24 protein-coding genes are annotated in these 25,474 nt (G+C 67.0%); 16 read left to right on the forward strand and 8 right to left on the reverse strand.

The annotated features are described in order from the left end of the window. The first annotated feature begins 380 nt into the window (after positions 1-380). The 6 genes from BKH20_RS14380 to BKH20_RS14120 all read left to right on the forward strand — a co-directional run bounded on the left by BKH20_RS14380 (position 381) and on the right by BKH20_RS14120 (position 5,496). Positions 381-1,319: a 3'-5' exonuclease gene (locus BKH20_RS14380; protein WP_218638164.1), complete on the forward strand. Its 939-nt coding sequence runs from the start codon at positions 381-383 to the stop codon at positions 1,317-1,319. Positions 1,320-1,549: 230 nt separating this feature from the next. Beyond that, positions 1,550-2,167, forward strand: a complete 618-nt coding sequence (locus BKH20_RS11585) for a TetR/AcrR family transcriptional regulator (protein WP_075371842.1) — start codon at positions 1,550-1,552, stop codon at positions 2,165-2,167. A gap of 208 nt (positions 2,168-2,375) precedes the next feature. Next, entirely contained in the window at positions 2,376-3,209 is an 834-nt protein-coding gene (locus tag BKH20_RS11590) for an ABC transporter ATP-binding protein (RefSeq protein ID WP_178388603.1), read from the forward strand. Continuing rightward, on the forward strand, positions 3,209-3,955 hold the full coding sequence (locus tag BKH20_RS11595; protein ID WP_075391183.1) for an ABC transporter permease: 747 nt from the start codon (positions 3,209-3,211) through the stop codon (positions 3,953-3,955). Before BKH20_RS11590 ends, BKH20_RS11595 begins: the two co-directional genes overlap by 1 nt. 87 nt (positions 3,956-4,042) lie before the next feature. Then, the gene (locus BKH20_RS11600; RefSeq protein ID WP_075391184.1) at positions 4,043-4,915 is read left to right on the forward strand and encodes an EamA family transporter; all 873 of its coding nucleotides are present in this window, start codon (positions 4,043-4,045) and stop codon (positions 4,913-4,915) included. Positions 4,916-5,073: 158 nt separating this feature from the next. Beyond that, positions 5,074-5,496, forward strand: coding sequence for a UbiA family prenyltransferase (locus tag BKH20_RS14120; RefSeq protein ID WP_143225006.1), 423 nt, complete (start codon positions 5,074-5,076; stop codon positions 5,494-5,496). Positions 5,497-5,641: 145 nt separating this feature from the next. On the opposite strand, the gene BKH20_RS11605 is transcribed toward BKH20_RS14120, so the two are convergent. Beyond that, positions 5,642-7,192, reverse strand: a complete 1,551-nt coding sequence (locus BKH20_RS11605; RefSeq protein ID WP_075391185.1) for an AlbA family DNA-binding domain-containing protein — start codon at positions 7,190-7,192, stop codon at positions 5,642-5,644. Between the two features lie 245 nt (positions 7,193-7,437). On the opposite strand from BKH20_RS11605, the gene BKH20_RS11615 reads away from it, so the two are divergent. The 7 genes from BKH20_RS11615 (at position 7,438) to BKH20_RS11645 (ending at position 16,150) form a co-directional block, all read left to right on the forward strand. After that, a complete protein-coding gene (locus tag BKH20_RS11615) occupies positions 7,438-8,661 on the forward strand; it encodes a PhoH family protein (protein ID WP_430793398.1) in 1,224 nt (407 codons plus the stop codon). After that, positions 8,651-9,109 carry an rRNA maturation RNase YbeY gene (gene ybeY / locus BKH20_RS11620; protein WP_004565094.1) on the forward strand — a complete coding sequence of 153 codons (459 nt, stop codon included), beginning with the start codon at positions 8,651-8,653 and terminating at the stop codon, positions 9,107-9,109. Before BKH20_RS11615 ends, ybeY begins: the two co-directional genes overlap by 11 nt. A gap of 7 nt (positions 9,110-9,116) precedes the next feature. Continuing rightward, the gene (locus BKH20_RS11625) at positions 9,117-10,403 is read left to right on the forward strand and encodes a hemolysin family protein (protein ID WP_075391188.1); all 1,287 of its coding nucleotides are present in this window, start codon (positions 9,117-9,119) and stop codon (positions 10,401-10,403) included. After that, positions 10,396-11,691 (forward strand): GTPase Era, encoded by a 1,296-nt coding sequence (gene era, locus BKH20_RS11630; RefSeq protein WP_075391189.1) that lies wholly within the window; start codon positions 10,396-10,398, stop codon positions 11,689-11,691. Before BKH20_RS11625 ends, era begins: the two co-directional genes overlap by 8 nt. Positions 11,692-11,847: 156 nt before the next feature. Beyond that, complete coding sequence (locus BKH20_RS11635; RefSeq protein WP_075391190.1) at positions 11,848-15,411, forward strand: proline dehydrogenase family protein; 3,564 nt, start codon at positions 11,848-11,850, stop codon at positions 15,409-15,411. Between the two features lie 165 nt (positions 15,412-15,576). Next, positions 15,577-15,816: an antitoxin gene (locus BKH20_RS11640; RefSeq protein ID WP_070660555.1), complete on the forward strand. Its 240-nt coding sequence runs from the start codon at positions 15,577-15,579 to the stop codon at positions 15,814-15,816. After that, positions 15,803-16,150, forward strand: coding sequence for a type II toxin-antitoxin system PemK/MazF family toxin (locus tag BKH20_RS11645; protein ID WP_075391191.1), 348 nt, complete (start codon positions 15,803-15,805; stop codon positions 16,148-16,150). The genes BKH20_RS11640 and BKH20_RS11645 overlap by 14 nt, the downstream gene beginning before the upstream one ends. A gap of 7 nt (positions 16,151-16,157) precedes the next feature. Here BKH20_RS11645 and BKH20_RS11650 read toward each other — a convergent pair whose 3' ends face one another. The 3 genes from BKH20_RS11650 to BKH20_RS11660 are packed head-to-tail and all read right to left on the reverse strand — an operon-like array spanning position 16,158 to position 18,072. Beyond that, positions 16,158-16,382 (reverse strand): helix-turn-helix transcriptional regulator, encoded by a 225-nt coding sequence (locus tag BKH20_RS11650; RefSeq protein WP_075378154.1) that lies wholly within the window; start codon positions 16,380-16,382, stop codon positions 16,158-16,160. A 2-nt stretch (positions 16,383-16,384) separates the two neighbouring features. After that, positions 16,385-17,221: an ABC transporter permease gene (locus tag BKH20_RS11655; RefSeq protein ID WP_075391192.1), complete on the reverse strand. Its 837-nt coding sequence runs from the start codon at positions 17,219-17,221 to the stop codon at positions 16,385-16,387. Continuing rightward, positions 17,218-18,072, reverse strand: coding sequence for an ABC transporter ATP-binding protein (locus BKH20_RS11660; RefSeq protein ID WP_075391193.1), 855 nt, complete (start codon positions 18,070-18,072; stop codon positions 17,218-17,220). Before BKH20_RS11660 ends, BKH20_RS11655 begins: the two co-directional genes overlap by 4 nt. Before the next feature lie 382 nt (positions 18,073-18,454). Here BKH20_RS11660 and leuA point away from each other — a divergent pair, with 382 nt between their 5' ends. From leuA to uppS, 3 genes are read left to right on the forward strand one after another with little or no spacing between them, the layout of a single operon-like run. Beyond that, positions 18,455-20,236, forward strand: coding sequence for a 2-isopropylmalate synthase (leuA, locus tag BKH20_RS11665; RefSeq protein WP_075391194.1), 1,782 nt, complete (start codon positions 18,455-18,457; stop codon positions 20,234-20,236). 21 nt (positions 20,237-20,257) lie between these two features. Continuing rightward, the gene (recO, locus tag BKH20_RS11670; protein WP_075391195.1) at positions 20,258-21,007 is read left to right on the forward strand and encodes a DNA repair protein RecO; all 750 of its coding nucleotides are present in this window, start codon (positions 20,258-20,260) and stop codon (positions 21,005-21,007) included. A gap of 2 nt (positions 21,008-21,009) precedes the next feature. After that, the gene (uppS, locus tag BKH20_RS11675; protein ID WP_075391196.1) at positions 21,010-21,879 is read left to right on the forward strand and encodes a polyprenyl diphosphate synthase; all 870 of its coding nucleotides are present in this window, start codon (positions 21,010-21,012) and stop codon (positions 21,877-21,879) included. 49 nt (positions 21,880-21,928) lie between these two features. Here uppS and BKH20_RS11680 read toward each other — a convergent pair whose 3' ends face one another. The 4 genes from BKH20_RS11680 to BKH20_RS11695 form a co-directional block, all read right to left on the reverse strand. Continuing rightward, positions 21,929-22,354: a Fur family transcriptional regulator gene (locus BKH20_RS11680; protein ID WP_075391197.1), complete on the reverse strand. Its 426-nt coding sequence runs from the start codon at positions 22,352-22,354 to the stop codon at positions 21,929-21,931. Next, positions 22,351-23,241: a metal ABC transporter permease gene (locus tag BKH20_RS11685; RefSeq protein WP_075391198.1), complete on the reverse strand. Its 891-nt coding sequence runs from the start codon at positions 23,239-23,241 to the stop codon at positions 22,351-22,353. The genes BKH20_RS11680 and BKH20_RS11685 overlap by 4 nt, the downstream gene beginning before the upstream one ends. Next, positions 23,238-24,170 carry a metal ABC transporter ATP-binding protein gene (locus BKH20_RS11690; protein ID WP_075391199.1) on the reverse strand — a complete coding sequence of 311 codons (933 nt, stop codon included), beginning with the start codon at positions 24,168-24,170 and terminating at the stop codon, positions 23,238-23,240. Before BKH20_RS11690 ends, BKH20_RS11685 begins: the two co-directional genes overlap by 4 nt. A gap of 73 nt (positions 24,171-24,243) precedes the next feature. Next, on the reverse strand, positions 24,244-25,344 hold the full coding sequence (locus tag BKH20_RS11695) for a metal ABC transporter substrate-binding protein (RefSeq protein WP_075391200.1): 1,101 nt from the start codon (positions 25,342-25,344) through the stop codon (positions 24,244-24,246). Positions 25,345-25,474: the final 130 nt, after the last annotated feature.

Raw genomic sequence — 25,474 nt, forward strand, 5'->3', positions numbered from 1 at the left:
ACCCCTATGAATAAGCCTCCTTGTTGCATCAGTCTAGTTTTCGTGCGTTTTCCATTCTTGAATCGTGCTACACTGCATATCATGCAGGACTTCCAGGGGTGGAGTCTGTTGTGTTGTGGTGGGAGTTTTGAACGATGGGGTTGCTTAGATTCCTTAAACGTTCGGCTTTGAGGTCTCAAGACCAACCTCAAAGTCAACCAAATTATTCTCTTAAGGGGTGGGTTAATCCTCATTGCAGATTAGGTCAAGCGAGCGATCTGGGTCAGGAGTGGGAAATGCCTTGTTATCGGGGTCGCAACATTTGTGATTGGGTTCCAGAAATATCGCGCGCAAAGCGAGAGAGTGAGTGGGATAGAGCCTTGTCGCTCGCTGTTGGTTGTATGAATGCGATGGCGGACGTTGCGGCACGAAACCCTAGTAATGCAATGGAGTACTATGTTATTCAGGTGGCAATTATTCAACACAAGATGAAGGCCTATGAGGATGAAATCTTGACTATTCAAGATTGGCTTTCTCTAGGTTATCCGGCTCCGCGCGCAGACTACCGTATAAATCTGCAGAAGCGGTTGGCGAAGGCTCAGGAGTTAGTGGCTAAGTCTGAAGGAAGGGATTCGTCTGGGTATCATGAGGAGTGGAAGCAGCTAGTCGAGGCAGGTAGGGCTGGTAGGCTTAAGAGCGCATCTGATTCCTATGTTTCAACAGGGTATTCGAAGGTTCATTCAGGGAGAGATGGTTATTCCAAGTCTTTGAGCCGTCAGTCTAACAGTGGACGATCTCGGACGTCTCTGTGGATTCCCACAACTAAAGAACTTAAAATTAGTTCGTTTGTTGCGGTTGATTTTGAGACCGCTAATCGAAATGCTATCTCTGCTTGTAAAATCGCTATGGTGTTGATGAATGAAGGTAAGGTGACTGATAGATATAGTACTTATCTTAAACCTCCTAGTGATTGTGATTATTTTGAGAATACTCGAATCCATGGGATTGGCAAGAAAGAGGTTTTGTATGCGCCGACTTGGCTGGATGTGTCTGCAGTCGTTTCTCGGTTTATCGGGGATTCTCCAGTGTGGGCGCACAACTCTTCATCTGATTCTAGAGTTTGGCGTGCACTTGATGAATATTATGGAACTCACACTCTCCCGACTCGATTTTATTGTTCTCTTCGGACCTCAAAGAAGATCATTCCCGGACTTGAGAACTATAAGTTACCTACTGTTTTGAGGAAGTGTGATCCATCTTATCGCTTAATCCACCATCGAGCTGAATCTGATGCGGAGGCGTGTGCGCGTATCGTGTGCGCTCTACAGCGATTGACGTAATGGTGATGAGACCACCGAGTCCTCTGGGGAAGTCTTCTCGTCCTGTCGTCTGACCGAGATGCTCGATTTCGTTGTCAGCAGGTGTGGCTCCGCTCTCTATCTTGTAGGTGTCCCTAAGTACCGTTGTCTGCATTGCTGCAGACAGCGCGGCGGATGGGAGGCGTAGCGCGGCTGCTTCCCAATGGGGCGGCTTGCAGGCATGCTCTGTCTATGAGTGAGACGAGTGAGCGATGAGTCCGCGGGGGCGGCGGCCGGCGGGGAGCCCGGACACGCGTGAGGCCATCCTGGCGGCGGCCCGCACCGCCTTCGCCCGCGACGGCTACCAGACCTCCCTGCGCGGCATCGCGCGCGACGCCGGCGTCGACCCTGCCCTGGTCCACCACTACTTCCCGGACCGCGCCACGCTCTTCGCCAAGGCCGTCATCGAGTCGACCGCCGGGGTTGACGCCAACCTCATGCACCGGGCGGCCTCCATCACCGAGCTCGAGCCCGAACGGCTGGGGGAGGGAATCGTGCGCGCCTTCATCGGCCTGTGGGACGACGCGGGCGCGGACCGCTTCACCGCAGTCATCCATGCCGCGCTCGGCCAGGGCAGTGACGTCGAACCTTTCCGTGATTTCATCGCCACCGGGGTTCTCTCGCCGATCGTCACCCACTTCTGTCCTGACCGCCCCCAGCTGCGCGCCCAGCTCATCGCCAGCCAGATCATCGGACTCGGCCTGGCCCGCTGGGTCGCCCGCATGGACCACATCGCCGGCCTCGACATCGAGGCGGTCGCCGCGCTCGTCGGCCCTACCATTCAGCACTACGCCTTCGACGACCTGCCCGACGTCACTGATCCCGTCTGATCATTGAGATCGGCTCGGTCTCCGAGCCGAGTTTTGTCCGTTTGGGACGGCTTTGAAGCTGCGTTTCTGGCCTGGGGCCCAGCTAAGCCACCCTGACCTGCACGGATGGGAACCGCTCTGGCTGAAGGGTTGTTCAAAGTCGTCCCATGTGGACAGTTTCCAGCCCCAGGCTCTGGACAGCGGGTCATCGTCGACCTATATTCATCACATGATGAAAAGCGATGAAGGAGAGGCGCCCCGGGAGTTGGGGGCCGGCAACCGATCGCACGACTCCAGTCGAGACATCACGTCCTGCGCCTCCTCGGCGCAGCCGGCCGTCACCGCGACGGACCTGCGCGTGAGTCGCGGGCGCAAGGAGATCCTCCATGGCCTGGACCTGAACCTGGCGCCCGGCACGATCACCGGTCTGCTCGGTCCCTCGGGCTGCGGCAAGACCACCCTCATGCGCACCGTCGTTGGGGTTCAGCGCTACCGCGGGCAGGTCGAGGTCCTCGGGCACGCCCCCGGTGCCGCCGTCGTGCGCGGCCGAGTCGGTTATGTCACCCAGGACCAGGCCGTCTATACCGACCTGACTGCCCGCCAGAACCTGCGCTACTTCGCCTCCCTAGCCGGTAGCCGGGCCCGCGACTTGGACGAGGTCCTCGACGTTGTCGGGCTGACCGCCCTGGCGGACCGGCCGGTGTCCACCTACTCCGGTGGTGAGGCCGGGCGAGTGAGCCTGGCCTGCGCGCTTGTGGCTGACCCCGACCTGCTTGTCATGGATGAGCCGACCGTCGGTCTGGACCCGGTTACCCGTGAGGAGCTGTGGACCACCTTTCACGCCCTGGCTGAGCGTGGCGCCACCCTCCTGGTCTCCAGTCACGTCATGGACGAGGCCTTCCGCTGCGACCAGGTCCTCCTCATGCGTCAGGGCCGCATCCTGGCCACCACCACGGCCAAGGACCTCCTGGCCAGCACCGGAGCGGACACGGTGGACGCCGCTTTCCTGGCCGTCATCGCCGACTCCGAGAGCCGGCTCGAGCAGAAGGGAGGGCAGCGCTGATGCGCCTGCGCACTTACCTGGCTACCACCCGCCGCATCCTGGCTCAACTGCGTGCCGACCGGCGCACGGTTGGCCTCATTTCGATCGTGCCCGCCGCGCTGCTGACGCTGCTGTACTTCGTCTACCGCGACTACCCCGGTGCGGACCTGCTGTTTAACCACATCGCCGTCTCCATGATGGCGATCCTGCCGATGACGGTCATGTTCCTGGTCACCAGCGTCGCCATGCTGCGCGAGCGCGTGAGCGGCACACTGGAGCGGCTGTGGACCACCCCGATCCACCGGGCTGACCTCCTGTTCGGCTACGCCACCGCCTTCGCGCTGACCGCCGTCATCCAGTCCCTCATCCTGTGCGCCGTAGCCGCCTGGGGCCTGGACGTGGACATCTCCGCCTCCTGGGGGTGGGTGGTGCTCACCGCCCTGGTCGATGCCTTCGTCGGGGTGTCCCTGGGGCTGCTGGTCTCGGCCTTCGCGCGCACCGAGTTCCAGGCCGTCCAGTTCATGCCGGTGGTCATCGCACCCCAGCTGTTCCTGTGCGGACTCCTGGTCAGCCGCGACCAGCTGCCGCGCGCCCTGGAGGTGGTCGGTGACGCCCTGCCCATGAGCTGGGCGGTCGACGCCGTCACCGAGCTCACCACAGCCAGTGAGCCCTCCAGTGATTTTTTCCGATACCTGGCCTACCTGGTCTGCTTCGGCCTGGTGGTCCTGGGGGTGGCGGCCTCCACCGTGCCGCGCAAGACCCGCTGAACCGGGAGGGGCCAGCAACCGCGGGCGCGAGGGTAAGGGCCTTCGTGCCCGCCGTGCCGTGGCGTCGGGCGGGGTTAGGGTTGCCTTATGTGGATTGTCTTTGCCTGCGGCTCAGCGCTTTTTGCCGGCATCACCGCCGTCCTGGCCAAGGAGGGGATCCGCACCACTGACTCGACTGTGGCGACGGCGCTGCGCACTGTCGTGGTGCTGGCGGGCGCCTGGGGCATGGTGTTTATCGTTGGCTCGCAGGCCGAGCTGGCCCACCTCGATGCCCGCAGCACCGGTCTGCTGGTGCTCTCGGGGCTGGCGACCGGGGCCTCCTGGCTGTGCTACTTCAAGGCGCTCCAGCTCGGTAGCGTCAGCAAGGTCGTGCCGATCGATAAGCTGAGCACGGTGCTGACGGTGCTGCTGGCCCTCATGTTCCTGGGGGAGCGGGTGAGCCTTATCGGTGCGCTCGGGGTTGTGCTCATCGCGGTCGGGACATTGTTGATGCTTGACGCCGATGACCTGCGCGGCCTGCCCCGGGCCGTGCGCGACGGTGGGGGCTGGCTGCTCTACGCGCTCGGCTCAGCCTTCTTCGCCGCACTCACCGCGATCCTGGGCAAGGCCGGCATCACTGGGGTGGAGTCCAATCTCGGTACCGCGATCCGCACCGGGGTGGTCCTGGTGATGGCCTGGGTGATGGTGGTCGTCACCGGCAAGCTTCGCGAGGTCCGTACTGTTCCGCGTGGTGAGCTCGGTTTCGTCCTGGCCTCCGGGGCTGCGACCTGTGCCTCCTGGCTCTGCTACTACCGAGCCCTCCAGGACGGCCCCGCCAGCGTGGTCGTCCCCATCGACAAGCTGAGCGTCCTGGTCACCGTCCTCTTCTCCACCCTCGTCCTGCGCGAGGCCGTCAGCAGGCGGTACCTCGTCGGGTTGGCGCTCCTCGTCGGTGGGACTCTGGCGATGCTAAGCCATTGATTTAACCTGTGGTACCTCGGAAAGTGGGGGAGTACGTTAATCGATCGATTCTAGATGCGGCACTTTAAAGTTAAATATAATTCAATCGTAGTTGAGTGATGGTTTTCACGTTGTCGTAGCTTGTTGTGGTTGCGCTTGCGGTTCTATGATCTATTGGTATGAGTGACACTACATCCCCTCAAGGTCCTGACTTAGTCAAAGATGTTGAGCTTGAAGAAAATACGCCCCTTCAAGGTTTTAACTGTAACGAAAATGCTAAGTATAAAAAAATTACCAAAAAGACCGATGAAGTTTTAGAAGATTATGGGTTTCCCTTGCTTTCTGATGATCATGAGAAGGCGCTAGCTGTAGCAACTTCACTGAAATTGAAGCGCGGGTTGCTCTCTTCTCTTGTTAATAGTGTCGTGGCGTCTATTCCGTTTTTTGTCGGATGGATCTTAGGGGGTGGAGGGCTTACTTCCGCTTATTGGTCGTTGTTGGGAGCTCTTGTCTTGGTGTCTCTAGCTGTTACTTTATTTCAGGATAAGGGTTCAAATGAATCTGCGGCTGCCGTTTTGGAAAAGCGCATAGAATCAGATTGAGAGAAGGATGGTTATTCGCTGGGTGAGACAAGCAGGCCTTAGGTTCGATCCAACACAGGTGATTGCTGTGGCTATGTATAACTCTTCTAGTCGTCCTCACCCTCCACAAAGGCTTCTGGTGAGATAACGTCGATGGTGTTGATGTTCACTCGGCATCTCCCAGGGGATGGCTGAGGTAGGTGCGTCCAGCGTCGGTGATTCGGTAACGCTGGAGACGGCTTGTGGGCTTGTCGGGGATCGTTCGTTCAACGAGCCCTGCATCGATCAGGGGATCGAGGTGGCGGCGTACATTGCGTGTCTCGTTACTCAGTCCCAGCCGAGACAGAAGGTCGGTGCGAGTCATCTCGACATCGTTGAGCAGGTAGAGGATCGCGGTCCGATGGTCATCCGCGTTCCTAGTCTCGTGACTTGGTGACTCGACTTGGTGACTCGACTTAGTGACAGACTGCTCCGACTTGGTGACTCGACTTAGTGACTGGCTGCTCCGACTTGGTGACTTAGTGCCTCGACCTAGTGACTCACCGTGTTCCCTGGCATCGGCAGGGTTGTGGCTGAGCACGCGGATCGTGACCCGCACGCGGTCGATGACCTCCTCGATGGTGGGCTCGGGCAAGCCGGCCTGGGCCACCTGCTCGAAGATGCGCTGGATGCCCGTACCCCACTGCTCCATGATCCCGGCTTCGCGGAAGATGCGCGCCAGTGCGGGGTTGCGCAGTCGGGACACCCGCCGCATGGTGTCGACGGTCATGCCGGGGAGGAGTAGCCCGGGGCTGTCGACCTGGACCCGGTCGTCATAGAAACCGATGCGGATCGGGGTACTGCTCTCGGCGTATGAGGCGTGAACGAGGGCGTTGACGATGACCTCGCGGATCGGCTCCACGGGGATGGAGTAGACATCGCGGCGGCGCACTTCTCCGAAGACGGCGGTCTTGTAAGCGTGCTTCAGCAGGAACTCCACGGCCTGGTCAACGGCCAACGGCATCGGTCCATGGATCTCAACCTGGTCGAAGATGTCCGTGCCGTGGGGGCCGCGCAACCGGCCGCACTGAACCCAGGCGGATGGCAGGAAGCGCGTGGGGTCGGGGCAGGCGCTGAGAATCCCGGCGTAGGTAGGAACGATCTGATCTCCTTGCCTCACTACGAGGCCGAGCGCCAGCAGGTTATCCGTGTCGGTGGCGCGGCCGCGCAGCTCGGCCAGAGCGCTCAGATCCAGGTCAGTCAGGGTGGCGCGTGGCTCGGGCAGGTTCTCAAAAGCGATGCCGTGAGCGTTGCGTTCAAGCTCGGCGACCAGTGCCGGATCGGCCTGGCGAGTGGAGCAACCGAGACGCACGTAGACGCCCGCTTCTGGCCCCTGTCGAGTGATGTAGTGGGGGCGTCGGGTACTCAGAGGAACATCGACGACGAGAACAGTCTTGTCGGCGAGCGGGACAAGATCGATGGCGGGAACCAACTGTGGCGAGATCCAGTCATCGATGAGACTGGCGACGCGCTCCCCCTCAGCGAGCGGGTCCTCAACACCGACCACGGTGCCATCATCCGCGATACCGATGACGAGGCGACCACCCGCGGAGTTCGCGAAGGCCGTGATGGTGCGCAGTGGCCCAGTGGGTGAGCTGAGATCCCGCTTGAGCTCCAGAGTCTTGCCTTCGCGGTCTACGAGTCGGCCGTCATTTCCAAGGGTGAGGTAGTCAGTCATACGAATCCTCGAAAGACATTACTGGTGCGGGTGCCGCCCGCGATTCGGGGCCCTGGGCCGACTGCAACAACACTAGCCGATTCGAGACGGAGAGTCGGGATCGGATGTAACGTACCGGAAGAATGTCGAGAGGGCCGGCAGGTCCGGATGACGATGAGGGCGTCATGATGTGGCTGCAGAGCGCGCGCGGCCCAGGGCAACGTGCCCTCGGCGTCTCCGGGGCCGATCATCTAGGATCGACAGTGATGACGACACCGCCCACCGCAGCAGCCGGTTCGCCGGCGATGACCTCCTCAGCCGATAGCCCCTTGAGTCCAGCAGGTTCCGCATCCCCGGCCGTCTCAACAATCGACTCGGCTGCCGCCCACTCCGCTTCCACAACTCTCGACACCGCGGTGGTCCGCACCCTCACCCTGCCCGAGGACGTCGCCCCGGTGACCCTCCTGGGCGCCCGGGACGAGGTGCTGCGCGCCATCGAGAAGGGCTTCACTGACGTCGACATCCACGTGCGCGGCACCGCCGTCACCGTCTCGGGCCCCGTTGCCCGCGTCGACACCGTCGTCGTCCTGCTCTCCGAGCTCATCGACGTCGCCCGCACCGGCACGCCCCTGACCGCGGACGCCGTCGAGCGCGCCGTCGGCCTGTTGGAGACCGCCGCCCGCCCCACCGAGGTTCTCACCGACGACATCCTCACCTCCCACGGCCGCACCATCCGCCCCAAGTCGCTCGGCCAGAAGGCCTACACCGACGCCATCGAGGAATCCACGATCACCTTCGGCATCGGTCCGGCCGGAACCGGCAAGACCTACCTGGCCATGGCCAAGGCCGTCGACGCCCTGGCCCGCAAGCGCGTCTCGCGCATCATCCTCACCCGCCCCGCCGTCGAGGCCGGCGAGAACCTCGGCTTCCTGCCCGGCAGCCTCACCGACAAGATCGACCCCTACCTGCGCCCCCTCTACGACGCCCTCCACGACATGCTCGAGCCCGAGGCCCTGCCCCGCCTCATGGCCGCCGGCACCATCGAGGTCGCGCCCCTGGCCTACATGCGCGGGCGCACCCTCAATGACGCCTTCGTCATCCTCGACGAGGCCCAGAACACCAGCCCCGAGCAGATGAAGATGTTCCTCACCCGCCTCGGCTTCGGCTCGCGCATGGTCGTCACCGGAGACATCTCCCAGGTCGACCTGCCCGGCGGACGCGAGTCCGGCCTCATCGTCGTACGCAAGATCCTCGGCGGCGTCGACGGCATCAGCTTCTGCGAGCTCGGATCGGCCGACGTCGTGCGTCACCGCCTCGTGGGCCGCATCATCGAGGCCTACGCCCGCCACGACGCCGAGGTCGCCGCCCAGGACGCCGCCGCCCGACCCGCCGGACCGCCTGGCCGCAGCGGCCGCAACAGCCAGTACCGTCGGGGGAGCAGCAACCGCCCCGCCCGGCCTTACTCGGAGAGGAACCCGCATGACCACTGAGGTCATCAACGAGACCACCACCGTCATCGACGCCGCCGAGTTCGCGGCCCTCGCCGACCACGTCCTGACCGCCATGCACGTCAGCCCCGCCGCCGAGCTCAACATCATGTTCATCGACCCCGAGCCCATGGAAGAGCTCCACGTGCGCTGGCTCGACCTGCCCGGCCCCACCGACGTCATGAGCTTCCCCATGGACGAGCTGCGCCCCGGCTCAGCCGACTCACCCACCCCCGCCGGCACCCTGGGCGACATCGTCCTGTGCCCGCAGGTCGCCGCCAAGCAGGCCCTGGCCGCCGGCCACTCCGCGGTCGAGGAGATGCTCCTGCTCACCGTTCACGGCATCCTCCACCTCCTGGGCTACGACCACGCCGAGCCCGAGGAGAAGAAGGAGATGTTCGACCTCCAGCGCCGCCTCCTGCTGACCTTCCTGGCCGAGCGCGGCAAGTGAGGCCCGCGTGACCGGCATCCCCACCGCCGCGCTCATCGCCTGCGCGGTGATCGTCCTGGCCCTGGGCGCCCTGCTCTCGGCCGGCGAGTCCGCCCTGCTGCGCTTCACCCGCGCCGCCGCCGACGACCTCATCGAGGAGGGCCGCCGCGGCGCCGCCCGGGTCCGCCACCTCGCCGAGCACCGCACCCGGGTCCTAGGCGCCCTCAGCATCGCCCGCGTCGCCGTCGACATGCTCGCCGCCGTCCTCATCACCCTGGCCGCATCCGGGCTCGTGCGCGCCTGGTGGCAGGTCCTGGCCCTGGCCCTGCTGGCCAACATCATCCTGCTGGGCGTCGTCGTCGGCTTCTCCCCACGCACCTACGGCCGGCGCAACCCCGCCGGCACCCTCCTGGCCCTGGGCGGCCTGCTCACCTGGGTCGACGTCCTGGCCGCTCCCCAGCGCCGCCTCGTCTCCCGCACCCGCCGCCCCGAGTCCGCCCCCACCGACGCCGAGACCCGCGAGGCCGTCAACGAGGACCTGCGCGAGATGATCGACGAGATCGGCGAGACCGACACCATCGAGGACGAGGACCGCGAGATGATGCGCTCGGTCGTCGAGCTCGGCCAGACCCTCGTGCGCGAGGTCATGGTCCCACGCACCGACATGGTCACCATTGACGCCCACAAGCCCGCCTCCGCCGCCATGCGCCTGTTCATCCGCTCCGGCTACTCGCGCGTCCCCGTCATCGGGGAGGACGCCGACGACGTGCGCGGCATCCTCTACCTCAAGGACGTCCTGCGCCGCCTGGCCGCCCACCCCGAGCACGAGGGCCTCGCCGTGGCCGGATTCGTCCGGGACGCCGAGTACGTCCCCGAGATGAAGCCCGCCGACGACCTCCTGCGCGAGATGCAGACCGGCCGCTTCCACATGGCCCTGGCCGTCGACGAGTACGGCGGTATCGCAGGCCTGGTCACCATGGAGGACCTCCTGGAGGAGGTCGTCGGCGAGCTCACCGACGAGCACGACCCCGAGCTGCCCGAGGTCGTCGAAGTCGCCCCCGGCACCTACCGCGTCCCCGCCCGACTCGCCCTGGACGAGCTCGGCGAGCTCTTCGACCTAGAGATCGACGACGACGACGTCGACACCGTCGGCGGCCTGCTCACCAAGGCCATCGGCCGCGTCCCCCTGCCCGGCGCCGCCGGAGACATCCAGGGCGTCCACCTCCAGGCCGAGGAGGCCACCGGCCGCCGCCGCCAGGTCTCCACTATTCTCGCCTCGCGCACTCCCGCCCCCGAAGAGGACACCGATGACTGACACCGCCGACCAGACCACCCCCGAAGCCCGCGACGACCAGTTCCAGGCCCCGGAGGAGGCCCCCGAGGAGCTGGTGGCCGAGCCCCTCGAGATGCCCGCGCCCGGCCCCGCCCCGGCCGGCTTCCGCTTCCCCACCGACGCCGAGCTCATGGACGGCCCCAACCCGCTCACCGACCCCGACGACGACGGCGAGGACGAGCCCGGCGACGAGGACGACGACTCCGACGACACCGACGGCTCCGATGACTCCGGCGCCATCCGGCTGGACGCGGACGGCTTCCCGATCCTGGACGAGGACGACGCGGACGAGAGCGCCGGTACCGCCGACTCTGCGGATTCGGCCCGTGTCGAGATCGTCGTCCCCGACGTCCCCGAGGACTTCCGCGCCGGCTTCGCCTGCATCGTGGGCCGCCCCAACGCCGGCAAGTCCACCCTCACCAACGCCATGGTCGGCGCCAAGATCGCCATCACCTCCGGGCGCCCCCAGACCACCCGCCACAACGTGCGCGGCGTCATCCACAAGGAGAACGCGCAGATCGTCCTGGTCGACACCCCCGGCCTCCACCGCCCCCGCACCCTGCTGGGCAAGCGCCTCAACGACCTGGTGCGTGAGACCCTCACCGACGTCGATGTCGTCGTCTTCTGCATCCCCGCCAACGAGAAGATCGGCCCCGGCGACCGCTTCATCACCCGCGACCTCGCCGAGCTGCGCACCCCCGTGGTGGCCGTGGTCACCAAGGCCGACACCGTCACCCGCGAGGCTCTGGCCGCCCAGCTCCTGGCCGTCAGCGAGCTGGGGGAGTGGGCCGACATCGTCCCGGTCTCAGCCCAGCGCAACGAGCAGATCGACGTCCTCGAGGAGGTCCTCCTCAAGTACATGCCCTTGTCCCCGCCGCTGTACCCCACCGGTGAGATCACCGACGAGCCCCAGCAGGTCATGATCGCCGAGCTCGTGCGCGAGGCCGCCCTGGAGGGCGTGCGCGACGAGCTGCCCCACTCCCTGGCCGTCGTCGTCGACGAGATCGCCGACCCCGACGACGAGCGCGAGGTCGGCCGCATCAAGGGCGCCGGAGGCCGCCTCCAGGTGCGCGTGAGCCTCGTCGTCGAGCGCGACTCCCAGAAGGCCATCATCATCGGCAAGGGCGGACGGCGACTCAAGGAGGTGGGCGTCACCGCCCGCAAGGGCATCGAGAAGCTGCTGGGGCGCAAGGTCTATCTCGACCTGCACGTGCGCACCGCCAAGGACTGGCAGTCCGACCCCAAGGCCCTGGCCCGCCTCGGCTTCTGAACCGCTCCACGCTGTCAGCGCAGCGCTACGGACGGCATCTAGGACCAAGGCAACTTGCAACACCTGCCGACTCGGTCTCCGAATCGGTCGCGTACAAGAGGTGTTGTCACGCACACTTGGAGGGTCCGATGTCACATCGACCTGGAGGCCACACGCATGACGAACAACGCCGTTCCCAGTCAGCCCCGCACCGACGCAGGACGCCGCTGCCCCGACGACCTGTGGGCACTGGGCGAGAAAGCCGTCGCCCGAGCACGCCGGTGGGCTGACGAGTCGGCATCCGAGCCGGTACCGCGCTCGGCCAAGCTCCTTTCCCGCATCCTTTCCGACCCCGAGGGCCTGACCTTCACCACCCGCTTCGTTGACGACGTCGTGCGTCCCACCGACCTCGACGTCGCCAGCAGCGCCCTCAAGCGCCTGTCGGCAGGGCGCACTGACTTCCTGCCGCCCGCCCTGGCCGGAGCCATGGGCCTGGGCTCGACCGCCTCCCGTCTCGCTCCGCGTACCGTCACCGCGGTCGCCCGGAGGGTCTTCCGGGAGATTGTGGGCGACCTCGTCGTCGACGCCACCGACAAGGGACTCGGGCCCGCCCTCGCCCGCCTGCGCAAGGGCGGCAACCGCCTCAACGTCAACCTTCTGGGGGAGGCCGTCCTGGGGGAGAAGGAGGCAGCCCGCCGACTGGCCGAGGTCTCACGCCTGGTCACCCGTGAGGACGTCGACTACGTCTCGGTCAAGGTCTCCGCCGTCACCGGCCCCCACAACCCCTGGGGCTTCGAGGAGGTCGTCGCCCACGGCGTCCAGGCCCTCCTGCCTCTCTACCGCCTGGCCCGAGACCACGGCACCTTCCTCAACCTGGACATGGAGGACTACAAGGACCTCGACCTGACCATCGCGGTCTTCACCGCGATCCTCGACCAGGAGGACATGCGCGGCTACGAGGCCGGCATCGTCCTGCAGGCCTACCTGCCCGACTCCCTGGGCGCCATGCAGCGCCTCCAGGAGTGGGCCGCCAAGCGTGTCGCCTCCGGCGGCTCGCGCATCAAGGTCCGCATCGTCAAGGGCGCCAACCTGTCCATGGAGAAGGTCGACGCCGAGATCCACGGCTGGGAGCTGACCACCTGGCCCTCCAAGCAGGCCACTGACACCAACTACAAGCGCATGCTCTCTTGGGCGATGACGCCCGAGCGCACCCGCAACATCCGCCTGGGCGTGGCCGGCCAGAACCTCTTCGACATCGCCTTCGCCTTCGAGCTGCGCGCCGCACGCGGCGTCGAGGATGACGTCGAGTTCGAGATGCTCTCCGGCATGGCCACCGGTATCCAGGAGGTCGTGCGCCGCGAGACCGGTCACCTCCTGCTGTACGTGCCCGTCGTCGACCCCCACGAGTTCGACGTCGCCATCTCCTACCTGGTGCGCCGACTGGAGGAGAACGCGGCTCCGGAGAACTTCATGTCCGGCGTCTTCGACCTGGCCAGCAACGAGGAGATCTTCGCCCGCGAGCGCGACCGCTTCCTGGCGGCCCTGTCCGACCTCGACCCGGACGCCCCGGTGCCGGTGCCCAACCGCACCCAGAACCGGCTCGCCGAACGGGAGGCGGGTATTCCTGAGGAGAGCGGGACGGTGGCCGATCGGGCCAGGAGGCCCTTCGTCTCCGAGCCCGACTCCGACCCGGCCCTGGCCGCCAACCGCCAGTGGGCCCGGGACATCGCCGCCGCCATCCCGGGCTCCACGCGGGGCGTGGCCGAGGTGGAGGTGGGCATCGCCCGCCTGGCTACCAACGCCGATGTGGACTCGCTGGTGGCCGTGACGGCTGAGGCAGCGGGCGTCTGGCAGTCCCTGGAGCCTGAGGAGCGGGCTGCCGCCCTGCACCGTGTGGGTGACGTCCTGGCCGCCCGGCGCGCCGAGCTCATCGAGGTCGCCGGCTCCGAGGCCGGCAAGACCATCGACCAGTCCGACCCCGAGGTCAGTGAGGCCATCGACTTCTGCCACCACTACGCGGAGTCCTCGCTGCTCCTGCACGATCCGGAGTACATGGTCGGGGCCCGTTTCGCCCCGGTGGGCGTCACCGTGGTCGCCTCGCCCTGGAACTTCCCGGTGGCCATCCCCACCGGGGGAGTGGCTGCGGCCCTGGCGGCCGGCAGCGCCGTCATCCTCAAGCCAGCCCCGCCGGCTCGACGCTGCGCGGCCGAGCTCGTGCGTGCTTTCCACGACGCCGGGATCCCCGAGGACCTCGTGGTGCTCGCTCCATTGGAGGATGGGGAGGTCTCACGCCACCTGGTGACCCACAAGGACGTTGACCGCGTGGTGCTCACCGGCTCCTATGACACGGCCCGACTCTTCCGCTCCTGGAAGCCGGACATGCACCTGCTGGGGGAGACCAGCGGCAAGAACGCCATCATCGTCACCCCCTCGGCCGATCCCGACATCGCCGTGCGCGACGCCGTCTACTCGGCCTTCGCCCACGCCGGCCAGAAGTGCTCGGCCTCCTCCCTGCTGGTCCTGGTCTCCTCAGCCGGAAACTCCGAGCGCATCGCCCGCCAGCTCGTGGACGCCACCGCCTCCCTGAGGGTCAAGCTGCCGCTGTCGCTGGACTCTCAGATGGGGCCGGTCGTCGTGCCCGACGACGAGAAGGCCGTGCGCGGCCTGACCACCCTGGGAGCCGGCGAGCACTGGGTCCTCAAGCCTCGCTACCTCGGTGACGGCCTGTGGACCCCGGGTATCCGCGTCGGGGTCGTGCCCGGCAGCGAGTTCCACCTCACCGAGTACTTCGCGCCGGTCATCGGTGTTATGCGGGTGGACACGCTTCAGGAGGCCATCGAGGCGGTCAACGCCGTCGACTATGGGCTCACCTCCGGGCTCCAGACCCTCGATGCGGCCGAGCTGGCCGTCTGGCTCGACTCGATCCAGGCCGGCAACGTCTACGTCAACCGCGGTATCACCGGGGCCATCGTGCGCCGCCAGCCTTTCGGCGGCTGGAAGCGCTCGGCCATTGGCTCGACGACGAAGGCCGGCGGCCCCTCCTACCTGCTGGGGCTGGGGGACGTCGAGCCCGCAGACGGCCAGGACGCGAAGGAGTCGGTAGGCCAGGACACTGCGGCGCTGGATCCGCGCGTGGCGAGCCTGTGCGATGCCGTCAGCGGCCAGCTGGGTGAGGCCGATCTGGCCGGGCTGCGCCGTGCCCTGGTGGCCGACGCCTCCGCCTGGAGGAGCGCCTACGGCGCCAACCGCGATGTCACGGCTCTGGCCTGCGAGCGCAACGTCCTGCGCTACCGGCCCACTGATGTCCTCGTGCGCGCTGGGGCGGGAACCGAGCTGGCCGACGTCGTGCGCGTCATGGCGGCCGGTGTGCGAGCCGGTGGGTTCGTCAGCCTGTCCGTGGCCAACCGTCTTCCTCAGCCGTTGCAGAACGCGCTGCTGGCCGCCGGCGTCCAGGTGGCGGTCGAGGACCAGGGTGCCTGGGACGCTCGCCTGGCTGAGCTCTCCGTCTCCGGTGGGCTGGGAACGCGCGTGCGCATCCTCGGCCCGCGTGAGGAGACCTCGGCCGCCCGCTGGAGCCAGGCCAGCCGGGTGACCGGCGGGAGCCCCGACATCGCCCTGTACACGGGGGCTGTGACGGCCTGCCCGCACTCCGAGCTGCTGCCCTTCCTGCGTGAGCAGGCGGTGGCCATCACCAGCCACCGCTTCGGCACCCCGCTGGACCTGGCTGAGGGCCTCCTGTAGGCCGGTCGGCGCCGGAACGCAGACACCTCGCCGAACCGAGTAACCGGGTGGTGCCCTCCCTGTCCGGGGAAGGGCACCACCCGGATTCGAGCAACGCCTCCGAGCGGCCTGATGAGGCTCGTTGCTCTCTTGCCCCTGACGATGCTACCTGAGTAGCATACAGGTATGAAGTTAAGCGTGAGCTTGTCGGAGAGTGACCTCATTCTGCTGGACCGATGCGTGGAGCGTGACGGTTTGGCGTCGAGGTCTGCTGGTATTCAGAATGCCATCCGCCTGCTCGGAAAAGCTGATCTTCAGGATGCTTACGCTGAGGCCTGGTCCTCCTGGGATGCCTCTGAGGATGCGACCGTCTGGGATAGTGTGGTTGCTGACGGGATCGATAGAGGTGAGGATGCTACGAGGTGAAATCCGCCTTGTCGATTTCGAGCCGTCTGTTGGCAGTGAGGCAAACAAGCGTCGACCTGCGCTCATAGTAAGTAACGACCATGCCAATGCGGCGGCCGCGCGCCTTGGTCGCGGTGTTGTGACGGTGGTTCCATTGACCAGTTCAACCTCGCGAGTTCTTCCCTTTCAGGTTTTCCTCCCCTTGGAGGCAACTGGCTTGCCCAAGGACTCAAAGGCTCAGGCGGAGCAAGTTCGATCGGTTGCCGTGGAGAGAGTTGGCGAGGTTGTCGGCTGGTTACCCAGTGGCCTGATGAAGCTGGTCAATGAGGCTCTGATTCTGCATCTCTCCTTGTGATGGTGTCTCACGTCAGGCGGGGGAACTCCTCCAGGGAGAAGACCGACTCCACGGGCACATCGAAGTAGCGGGCGATGCGCAGGGCCAGGTGCAGCGAGGGGGCGTACTCCCCGCGCTCGAGGTAGCCCACTGTCTGGTAGTGGACGCCGAGGGCCTCGGCCAGCTCTCGGCGACTCACCCGCCGGTCGGTACGCAGGACCGCGATCCGGTTGTGGACGACGTCGTCGGACATCGTCACAGACCGGCCTGGGAGCGAATGGTGGACTGCATGCGCGCCAGACTACCGATCGTCTCCTTGCGGAAGCTGCGCCGCACAATGAACGAGGCCCCCGCGAAGCCGAGAACCGTCCATGCCGCCAGGACCCCGACGGCGAGCACCGGTGAGAAGGATCGGCCCACCTCCCACGAGGGGTCGCCCACCAGTGCCCAGCGGGTCAAGTGCCCCGACCAGTAGGTCGGCAGCGTCAGCTGAACCGCCTGCAGCCAGGAGGGGAGCCGGTCCATGGGCATGAAGAAACCGCTCGTTCCGATAAGGGCGAACATGGGCAGGTAGGAGGCCATGAAGCTGTAGACGCCGCGGACGAAGGCACCCACGAGGAAGCCCAGCGGGGCAGTCGCAACGGCCGACAGCACCATAAGCGGCAGGCAGGCCAGCACCTGGGACGTACTCAGGGGCAGCGCCTCAACGAACAAGGCTCCCCCGAGAAGAATCGCGCCCTGGAAGACGAGGGTCTGAGTGATCGAGGACATCGTCTTACCGATCGCCCACGTCAGCGGGCCGTGGGGCAGGACGCGCACCCGCAGCAGGGCTCCACCGATACGGTCGACGTAGGCCTCGCTGGCGATCTGGAAGGTGATGAAGCAGCTGATCGTGCCAATGCTGCTGGCCAGGAACATGGAGCCGAAGGCCGCGTGGGCCGCGGTTGCGACCTGGCTGTTCTTGCCGACGATCACGATGGCGCTCACGGAGACCAGCAATGCGATGCCCGACCCGACGACGCCTGCTCGCAGGTCCAGGGCGGCCTGGCGACGGGCCGCCCGTAGAACTGCCAGAAAAGTGTGAGTGCTCATGACTGGGGCTCCTTGCTGCTGACGAGGGAGAGGTAGGTCTCCTCCAGAGTGGGGCGGGTAATGGTGAGCCCGGTGATGGCGTCGAGGTCGAGCTCCTTGACGAAGCGCTCGGGGCAGTGGGTTGTGTGGACGTGGCGGGTGCCGTCCTGGACCCAGGTGATCTCGGCGCCGCGATCGAGGCGCTCGCGCAGCGCCGTCACCGTGCCGTCGGCGAGGAACCGTCCCTCGTTCATGATGAGCACGCGGGAGGCCAGATGCTCGGCCTCAGCCAGGTCGTGGGTGGTCATGACGATGGTGGCGTCGTCGTCGACCCGGGCCAGAACGAGATCGTGCAGTCGCGCCTTGGAGACCGGGTCCAGTCCGGTCGTCGGCTCATCCAGGACGAGGAGCTCGGGTGAGGCCATGAGGGCGGCCGCGAAGTCAATGGTGCGTCGCTGCCCGCCGGAGAGCCTCGACAACCGGGAGTCGGCCTTCTCGCTGAGGCCGACGGCGTCGAGTACCTCGTTGACGCTGCTCACCCGGCTCGCCGCCGTCAGCTGGACTGAGCGGATCCACTCCAGCTGGTCCCGCACCCTCCACTTGGCATGGTCGGTCCAGCTCTGCTGGACCAGCCCGACCCTCGCCCAGAAGTCGGCACCCGCCCGGCGCGGATCGGTGCCGAGCACGCGCACCCTGCCGGCGGTCGGAGTCAGAGAGCCCAGCAGGTTCTCCACGAGGGTCGTCTTGCCGACGCCGTTGGGGCCGAGCAGGCAGACGACCTCTCCGGCCTCCACCGACAGGTCGATGCCGTGCAGCACCGGGGTGTCCGCGTAGGAGAACTCGAGGTTCTCCGTGGTGATGACTGGAGCCATCGCACAAACCCTCCTGAGTAGAACCGCAACTATATGTAGTATGTATACTACATCATGGTGTTGGTGTGCGTCAGAGTGCGAGACATGGCCCGCGGGGGAGCCCCTTCATCCTCTGTCTCACTCTGCGGTCCCATGCGACCCCCTTACCTGACGATGGGTCCTCATCGGGGTAGGGTCTACGCCGTGCGAGCGACTCCAGGCCACCAGGTGAGCCTCCTGCTTAGTCGCCGCGGCGGGGCCTGACAGGCCGGCACCCCGACCGCGGCTGACTCGTCCTGCTCGGCCACGTCCTTGATCGTGCCCCCGGATTCCCTCAGAGCCCCTCAGCTCCTGGAGGAATCGCCGTCGGAACCACGAAGCATCTGATCCCAGGAGAAACCCGATGCGCAACGCCCGCCCCGCCCCCCAGCAGCCCTCCGGTATGCCGTTCGCCAAGTACCGGCCCTTCCTCGACGTCGTCTCCATCGACCTGCCCGACCGCACCTGGCCGGATAAGCGCATCACCACCGCCCCCCGGTGGCTGAGCACCGACCTGCGTGACGGCAACCAGTCCCTCATCGAGCCCATGGGCCCCCAGGCCAAGCGCGCTATCTTCGATTTGCTCGTGACCATGGGCTTCAAGGAGATCGAGATCGGCTTCCCGGCTGCCTCCCAGACCGACTACGACTTCGTGCGCTCCCTGGTGGACGACGGCGCGATCCCCGAGGACGTCACCATCTCGGTGCTCACCCAGTCGCGCGGTGAGCTCATCGACCGCACCCTGGACGCCTGCGTCGGCATCCCGCGGGCCACAGTCCACCTCTACAACGCCCTGTCGCCCCTGTTCCGCAACGTCGTCTTCCGCATGGACCGCGACCAGATCCGCGAGCTCGCCGTCGACGGCACCCGCCAGATCATGGCCCGCGCCGAGAAGGTCCTCGACGAGGACACGATCTTCGGCTTCGAGTACTCCCCGGAGATCTTCGTGGACACCGAGCTCGACTACAGCCTGGAGGTCTGCCAGGCGGTTATGGACGTGTGGGAGCCCGAGGGGGACCGCGAGATCATCCTCAACCTGCCCGCCACCGTCGAGCGCGCCACCCCCAACGTCTACGCCGACCAGATCGAGTGGATGAGCCGCCACCTGCCTCGGCGCGAGTCCGTGTGCCTGTCCCTGCACAACCACAACGACCGCGGCTCGGGCGTGGCCGCCGCCGAGTTCGGCCTCATGGCCGGTGCCGACCGTGTTGAGGGCTGCCTGTTCGGCCACGGCGAGCGCACCGGCAACGTGGACCTGGTGACCCTGGCCCTCAACCTCTTCAGCCAGGGCGTGGACCCCATGCTCGACCTGTCCGACATCGGCGAGGTCCGCCGCACCGTCGAGCGGGCCACCGGCATGGACGTGCCCCCGCGCACCCCTTACGCCGGCGAGCTCGTCTACACCTCCTTCTCCGGCTCCCACCAGGACGCCATCAAGAAGGGCTTCGCCGCGCGCAGCACTCAGGTCAACGCCAAGAAGGCCGAGGGGCTGACCGACGTCGAGGCGGAGATCGCCGTCCCCTGGGCCATGCCCTACCTGCCCATCGACCCCCACGACGTGGGCCGCTCCTACGAGGCCGTCGTGCGCGTCAACTCCCAGTCCGGCAAGGGCGGGGTCGCCTACCTGCTGGGCACCACCCGCAAGCTCGAGCTGCCGCGCCGCCTCCAGATCGAGTTCTCCCGCATCGTCCAGCGCCACACCGACACCTACGGCGGCGAGGTCGACGGCGCCCGCCTGTGGTCGATCTTCGCCGACGAGTACCTGCCCGCCGCGGCCGCCCCCGAGGCCGATCTCAGCCGCTGGGGCCGCTTCGAGCTGCGCGGCGCCACCCTGACCTCCGCCGGTGACGACGAGGACTCCACCCTCACCGTCACCCTGGTCGACGGCGGAGCGGAGAAGCACCTGACCGCCGCCGGCAACGGCCCCCTGGACGCCTTCGTCACCGCCCTGGAGAGCACGGGCCTGAGCGTGCGGATCCTCGACTACGTCGAGCACGCTCTGAGTGAGGGGCGCGACGCGAAGGCCGCCAGCTACGTCGAGTGCGAGGTTGACGGCCAGGTCCTGTGGGGCGTGGGCATCGACCCCTCCATCACCACCTCCTCCTTCAAGGCCGTCATCTCCGCCCTCAATCGCGCCCTGCGCTGAGGGGCGTGAGAGACTGCGCCCGTGACGAGCAGGCTGTACCGGGATGAGGCGATCATCCTGCGCACCTACAAGCTGGGCGAGGCCGACCGCATCATCGTGATGCTCACCCGCCACCACGGCCAGGTGCGCGCCGTGGCCAAGGGGGTGCGCCGCATCACCTCCCGCTTCGGTGCCCGTCTGGAGCCCTTCTCCATGACCGATGTCCAGCTCCACGCCGGACGCAGCCTCGACGTCGTCACCCAGGCTGAGATCATCGACCCCTTCGGGCGGGCCGTGAGTGCCGACTACGCCATGTTCACCTGCGCCTCGACCATGGTGGAGACCGCCGAGCGGCTCAGCGCCGACGACGGTGACCTGGGCACCGAGGCCAGCCCCCAGCAGTACCTGCTGCTGGCCGGGGCCCTGGCCGCCATGTCCCACCGGCGCCACGCCCCCGGACTCATCCTGGACTCCTACCTGCTGCGGGCTCTGGCCCTGGGGGGCTGGGCGCCCTCGTGCTACGACTGCGCCCGGTGCGGCGTCCCCGGACCGCACCGGGCCTTCCACGTGCAGGCCGGTGGCGCGGTGTGCGAGTCCTGCCGCTCGGCCGGCGCCGTCGAGGTCGAGCCGGCCACGATGGCGCTCCTGGGCGCCCTGCTCTCCGGCGACTGGGCCGTGGCCGACGCCTCCGGCCAGCGCGAGCGGTCCCAGGCCTCCGGACTCGTCTCGGCCTACACGACCTGGTACCTGGAGCGGCGCCTGCGCTCCCTCGCACTGGTGGAAAGGGCATAACCATGACAGACGTCGCCAGAGACATGACGGTTGAGGCCGCCCCACCCCTGCACCGACCCGGCCTGACCCCGCCCGTGCTGCCGGCCGCCTCCCTGCCCCAGCACGTCGCCGTCGTCATGGACGGCAACGGGCGCTGGGCCAACGCCCGCGGCCTGCCCCGCACCGAGGGCCACCGGGTGGGGGAGGCCAATATGCTCGACGTCGCCGCCGGCGCCATCGAGATCGGAGTGAAAGAGCTGAGCGTCTACGCCTTCTCCACCGAGAACTGGCGGCGCTCACCCGGCGAGGTCCGCTTCATCATGGGGTTCGCCCGCAAGGTCCTGCGCGTCCAGCGCGATGTCCTCAACTCCTGGAACGTCAGGCTGCGCTGGGTCGGACGCACCCCGCGCCTGTGGAAGTCCGTTCTGCGTGAGCTGCGTGAGGCCGAGCGCGTCACCGCCGACAACACGGGCCTGGTCCTCAACCTGTGCATCAACTACGGCGGGCGGGCCGAGATCGCCGACGCCACCCGAGCCATCGCCGAGGACGTTGCCGCCGGCCGCCTCAAGGCCTCCTCCATCAACGAGAAGACCATCCAGCGTTACCTCTACTCACCCACCATGCGGGACGTGGATCTGTTCATCCGCACCGGCGACGAGCAGCGCACCTCCAACTTCCTTATGTGGTCCTCCTCCTACGCCGAGCTCTACTTCTCACCCCTGGCCTGGCCGGACTTCAATCGCACCGAGCTGTGGAAGGCCTGCGAGGCCTACGCCGGGCGCGAGCGCCGCTACGGCGGGGCCGTGGACAAGGTGCTGCACGAGGAGCCCACCGGCGCCGAGGACCCGGAGGGCGATGAGGCTGACGAGTCTCCGCGCCCCGACGCTCAGTAGCCAGTCGCCTGGCACAAGCCGGCTCGGGCACCGGGCCGATCAGACCTGTTCAGTCCTGTGAGGCGTCCTGGGCCGAGCAGGTGGAGCACAGGCCGAAGAACTCCGCCGTGTGCTTCATCTGGGTGAAGCCCTGCTGGGTCGAGACCCGCCCAATCCACTCCTCCAGCTCGCCGCCGGACACCTCCACGGTGTAGCCGCAGCGGCGGCACACGATGTGGTGGTGGTGCTCCTGCTTCTCACAGGCCCGGTAGAGGACCTCGCCCTCGGCGCTGCGCACCTGGTCCACCGCGCCGGACTCCGCCAGGGTCTGCAAGTTGCGGTAGACGGTGGCCAGCCCCACCTTGGTGCCCTCAGCCTCCAGGGCGGAGTGGATCTGCTGGGCCGAGCGGAACTCGTCGGTGCGGGCGAGGATGTCGGCAACGGCGGCGCGCTGGCGTGTGGCGCGGGGGCGCTGCGCCGTGCTGCTTGCGCTCATGATCTGCCTCCTGAGGTGATGTGGTGCCGTCGGGAGCGGCTGACGAGCTGCAGCAGTCCGGACAGGAGGGCGACGACGGCGTAGCCCCCTACTAGGAGTACCACGATCATGGCGCCGGGAGAGGCCGCCACCAGATAGGTGATCGTCAGACCTGACACGCAGGCCACCACGCCCAGCCCCATTGCCAGGTACATGGTGCGGGCGAAGGAGTGCGAGACGAGCTGGGCGATGGCCACCGGCACGATCATAACCGCTGAGACCAGCAGGGCGCCCACCACCCGCATGGACACGGAGACCGTCAGCGCCGCCACCACCGCCACCAGCACGTTGAGGGCACCGGTGGGCAGCCCGCAGGCGTGGGCGAACTCCTCGTCGTGGCACAGCGCGAACAGCGGGCCGCGCAGCCCCAGCCCCACCAGGAGCACCAATGTGGCCAGGGCGATGGTGAACCAGGCGTCGGAGACCGAGACCGTGGAGATCGAGCCGAACAGGTAGGAGTTGAGATTCGTCGTCGTCCCGCCGGCGACGCGAATGAGGATGACACCCCCGGCGATGCCCCCGTAGAACAGGATCGCCAGGGCCACGTCTCCCCGGGTACGGCCGTTGGCGCGAATGACCTCGATCATCACGGCTCCCAGCACGCTGATGATGATCGCCCCGGGCACGGCCCAGGCGTCGTGGGGAGTGACGTTGGCGGCGGCCCCGGCCAGCCACCCCAGGGCGATCCCGGTCAGGGCGATGTGCCCGATCCCGTCGCCCAGCAGCGCCAGGCCCCGCTGAACCAGGTAGGTGCCCACCACGGGGGCGGCCAGCCCCACCAGGACCGCCACGATGAAGGCGCGCTGGATGAGGGGGCTGGCGAGCATGTCGGAGACGAACTCGATCATGGGCGGGTGCTCCTACCGGGATGAGGGCGCGTTTCAGGCAGACGGTGGTCGAGGACGGGGGCGTGGTGAGCCGGAGGGCCGCCGGCGTCCGGGTGGTGGTGATCGCCACCGTCGCCGCTGTGAGCGCGGTGCGGGTCACCCTGCGGCGTGCTGGCCCCGCTGTCGCGAAGATGAGCGACCTCGTCGGCCGGGCCGTCGGCGACGAGCCGGCCGTCCTGCAGGAGGATCGCCCGCTGGACGACGTCGGCGAGCTCGCTCATCTCGTGCAGGACCGTCACCAGGGTCAGCCCCTGCGCGCGCAGCCCCTGGAGGATCTCGGCCAGGGACTCGCGGCTGGCGCGGTCGATGCCGGCCAGGGGCTCATCAAGGATGAGCAGCTCGGGGGAGCGGACCAGGGCCCGGGCGATGAGGACCCGCTGGGCCTGCCCACCGGAGAAGACCTGGACGTGGTCCGCGGCCCGGTGGGCCAGGCCGACGGCGTCGAGCGCGGCCATGGCCTTCCGCTTGGCGCTCCGCCCCCGATCGGCCCAGGGACGGCGCGGCCCCAGAAGCCCGGAGCGCACCACCTCCAGGGCGGTGGCCGGGACGCCGGAGCCGGCACCGATCCGCTGGGGAACGTAGCCGACGCGCTCCCAGGGGACCCTGCGGCGGTGCGAGGTGGGGGTGCCCAGTACCTCGATGCTGCCGCCGGACAGGGGCACCAGGCCCAGAACGGCCTTGACGAGGGTGGACTTGCCCGAGCCGTTGGAGCCCAGGATCGCCACGGACTCGCCGCCGCCCACGGCCAGGCTCACGTCGTCCAGGATGAGGGAGGAGCCCAGGACGACGCTGAGCTCGCGGACCCTGATGGCGAGCGCGGACGACGCCGCCCGGGGTGAGCCGGACGGCGTCGTCGCAGACGCTGGTGAAGGTGAAGATGATGAGGTCATACGGTTGTGATCATGCCAATCTGAGTGGACGTCACCTGCTCGGGATCCCGGGCTTGGCGGCTCGGGCTCGAGGCTACTTGCACACCATGGCGGACTTGAGCCGGTCCAGGTTGGTGGTCATGGCGTCGGTGTAGTCGCCTCGCTCGGGCTTGGACTCCAGGGGACTGAGGACGCTGGTCTCCGCCCCGGTCTCCGCAGCGATCGCCTTGGCGGGGGTGTCGGAGACCAGCTCCTCGGTGAAGATCGTCTTGACCCCCGTCTTCTCGACCACCGACTTGATGTTGGCCATCTCGGCGGGGCTGGGCTCGGCCTCCGGGTCGATGCCGGAGATGGAGGCCTGGGTCAGGCCGTAGCGCTCGGCCATGTAGCCGAAGGCGGCGTGGGAGGTGATGAAGGTCTTGTGCTGGCAGCTGGTCAGGCCCTGCTTGTACTGGTTGTCCAGGTTGGTCAGCGCCGTCTTGAGCTTGTCCAGGCCCGCCTTGTAGTCGTTGGCGTTGGCCGGGTCGATCTGGGCGAAGGAGGCCTCAAGGGCCTCGGCCACCTTGATCATGCGGTCCGGGTCGAGCCAGAAGTGCGGGTCGAGGTCGCCGTCGTGCCCCTGATCGCCCTCGGCGTGGCCGTGCTCATCGTGACTGTGCTCGCCGTGCTCGTCGTGCTCCGCCTCGCCGGCCTGTGCGGTGGCGGCGGCACTGGCCGTGGCGGAGGCACCGTCCGCGGCCTCCTCGCCGTGCTCGTGCTCCTCCTCAACCCCCTCGTGGTGGACGAGGTTGGCCGGCTTGCTCAGGTCCACCACGGTGGGTCCGGAGCCGACCTCCTTGACCGCCTTGTCCAGGGAGGGCTGGAAGCCGGGGACGTAGGCGATGAGGTCGGCCTTGCCCAGCTCGGCGGTCTCCTTGCCGGAGAGCTCGAAGTCGTGCGGCTCGACGTTGGAGGGGGTCACGGTGGAGACCTTGACGAGCTTGCCGCCGATGGCCTCGGCCAGGAACTGGATCGGGTAGAAGGACGTGGAGACCGTCAGGGTCTTGCCCGGGGCGATCGTGTGCGGTGCCGAGGCACTCGAGGAGCTCTCGCTCTTCAGGGCGCTGCACGCGCTCATGCCGGCAGCCAGCATCAGGGTGGCTCCGAGCGCCACGACGCGGTGGAGATGACGGGAACGAGCCTGTGAAACATTCATGCGAATCATTCTCATACTCTGGCGGTCCTGCGTCAAACTTGGGGCGAGTCCGCGCGAGCGCTGCTGAGAGCCGGCTTGAACGGAGGTCCGGCGAGCCTGCCCGGCGCGTGGGCGCGCATCCGTGGTGCGA

This window comes from Actinomyces oris, from assembly GCF_001937445.1.
GTDB lineage: Bacteria > Actinomycetota > Actinomycetes > Actinomycetales > Actinomycetaceae > Actinomyces > Actinomyces acetigenes.

Bases quoted from the DNA above. Each gene is read 5' to 3' on its own strand.
- BKH20_RS11655 (WP_075391192.1), bottom strand. From the start codon at position 17,221: ATGAGCACTCACACTTTTCTGGCAGTTCTACGGGCGGCCCGTCGCCAG.
- leuA (WP_075391194.1), top strand. From the start codon at position 18,455: ATGCGCAACGCCCGCCCCGCCCCCCAGCAGCCCTCCGGTATGCCGTTC.
- BKH20_RS11660 (WP_075391193.1), bottom strand. From the start codon at position 18,072: ATGGCTCCAGTCATCACCACGGAGAACCTCGAGTTCTCCTACGCGGAC.
- BKH20_RS14120 (WP_143225006.1), top strand. From the start codon at position 5,074: ATGAGTGACACTACATCCCCTCAAGGTCCTGACTTAGTCAAAGATGTT.
- BKH20_RS11640 (WP_070660555.1), top strand. From the start codon at position 15,577: ATGAAGTTAAGCGTGAGCTTGTCGGAGAGTGACCTCATTCTGCTGGAC.
- BKH20_RS11685 (WP_075391198.1), bottom strand. From the start codon at position 23,241: ATGATCGAGTTCGTCTCCGACATGCTCGCCAGCCCCCTCATCCAGCGC.
- BKH20_RS11695 (WP_075391200.1), bottom strand. From the start codon at position 25,344: ATGAATGTTTCACAGGCTCGTTCCCGTCATCTCCACCGCGTCGTGGCG.
- uppS (WP_075391196.1), top strand. From the start codon at position 21,010: ATGACAGACGTCGCCAGAGACATGACGGTTGAGGCCGCCCCACCCCTG.
- BKH20_RS11680 (WP_075391197.1), bottom strand. From the start codon at position 22,354: ATGAGCGCAAGCAGCACGGCGCAGCGCCCCCGCGCCACACGCCAGCGC.
- BKH20_RS14380 (WP_218638164.1), top strand. From the start codon at position 381: ATGAATGCGATGGCGGACGTTGCGGCACGAAACCCTAGTAATGCAATG.
- era (WP_075391189.1), top strand. From the start codon at position 10,396: ATGACTGACACCGCCGACCAGACCACCCCCGAAGCCCGCGACGACCAG.
- BKH20_RS11615 (WP_430793398.1), top strand. From the start codon at position 7,438: ATGACGACACCGCCCACCGCAGCAGCCGGTTCGCCGGCGATGACCTCC.
- BKH20_RS11590 (WP_178388603.1), top strand. From the start codon at position 2,376: ATGATGAAAAGCGATGAAGGAGAGGCGCCCCGGGAGTTGGGGGCCGGC.
- BKH20_RS11635 (WP_075391190.1), top strand. From the start codon at position 11,848: ATGACGAACAACGCCGTTCCCAGTCAGCCCCGCACCGACGCAGGACGC.
- BKH20_RS11605 (WP_075391185.1), bottom strand. From the start codon at position 7,192: ATGACTGACTACCTCACCCTTGGAAATGACGGCCGACTCGTAGACCGC.
- ybeY (WP_004565094.1), top strand. From the start codon at position 8,651: ATGACCACTGAGGTCATCAACGAGACCACCACCGTCATCGACGCCGCC.
- BKH20_RS11595 (WP_075391183.1), top strand. From the start codon at position 3,209: ATGCGCCTGCGCACTTACCTGGCTACCACCCGCCGCATCCTGGCTCAA.
- BKH20_RS11645 (WP_075391191.1), top strand. From the start codon at position 15,803: ATGCTACGAGGTGAAATCCGCCTTGTCGATTTCGAGCCGTCTGTTGGC.
- BKH20_RS11690 (WP_075391199.1), bottom strand. From the start codon at position 24,170: ATGACCTCATCATCTTCACCTTCACCAGCGTCTGCGACGACGCCGTCC.
- BKH20_RS11585 (WP_075371842.1), top strand. From the start codon at position 1,550: ATGAGTCCGCGGGGGCGGCGGCCGGCGGGGAGCCCGGACACGCGTGAG.
- BKH20_RS11600 (WP_075391184.1), top strand. From the start codon at position 4,043: ATGTGGATTGTCTTTGCCTGCGGCTCAGCGCTTTTTGCCGGCATCACC.
- BKH20_RS11650 (WP_075378154.1), bottom strand. From the start codon at position 16,382: ATGTCCGACGACGTCGTCCACAACCGGATCGCGGTCCTGCGTACCGAC.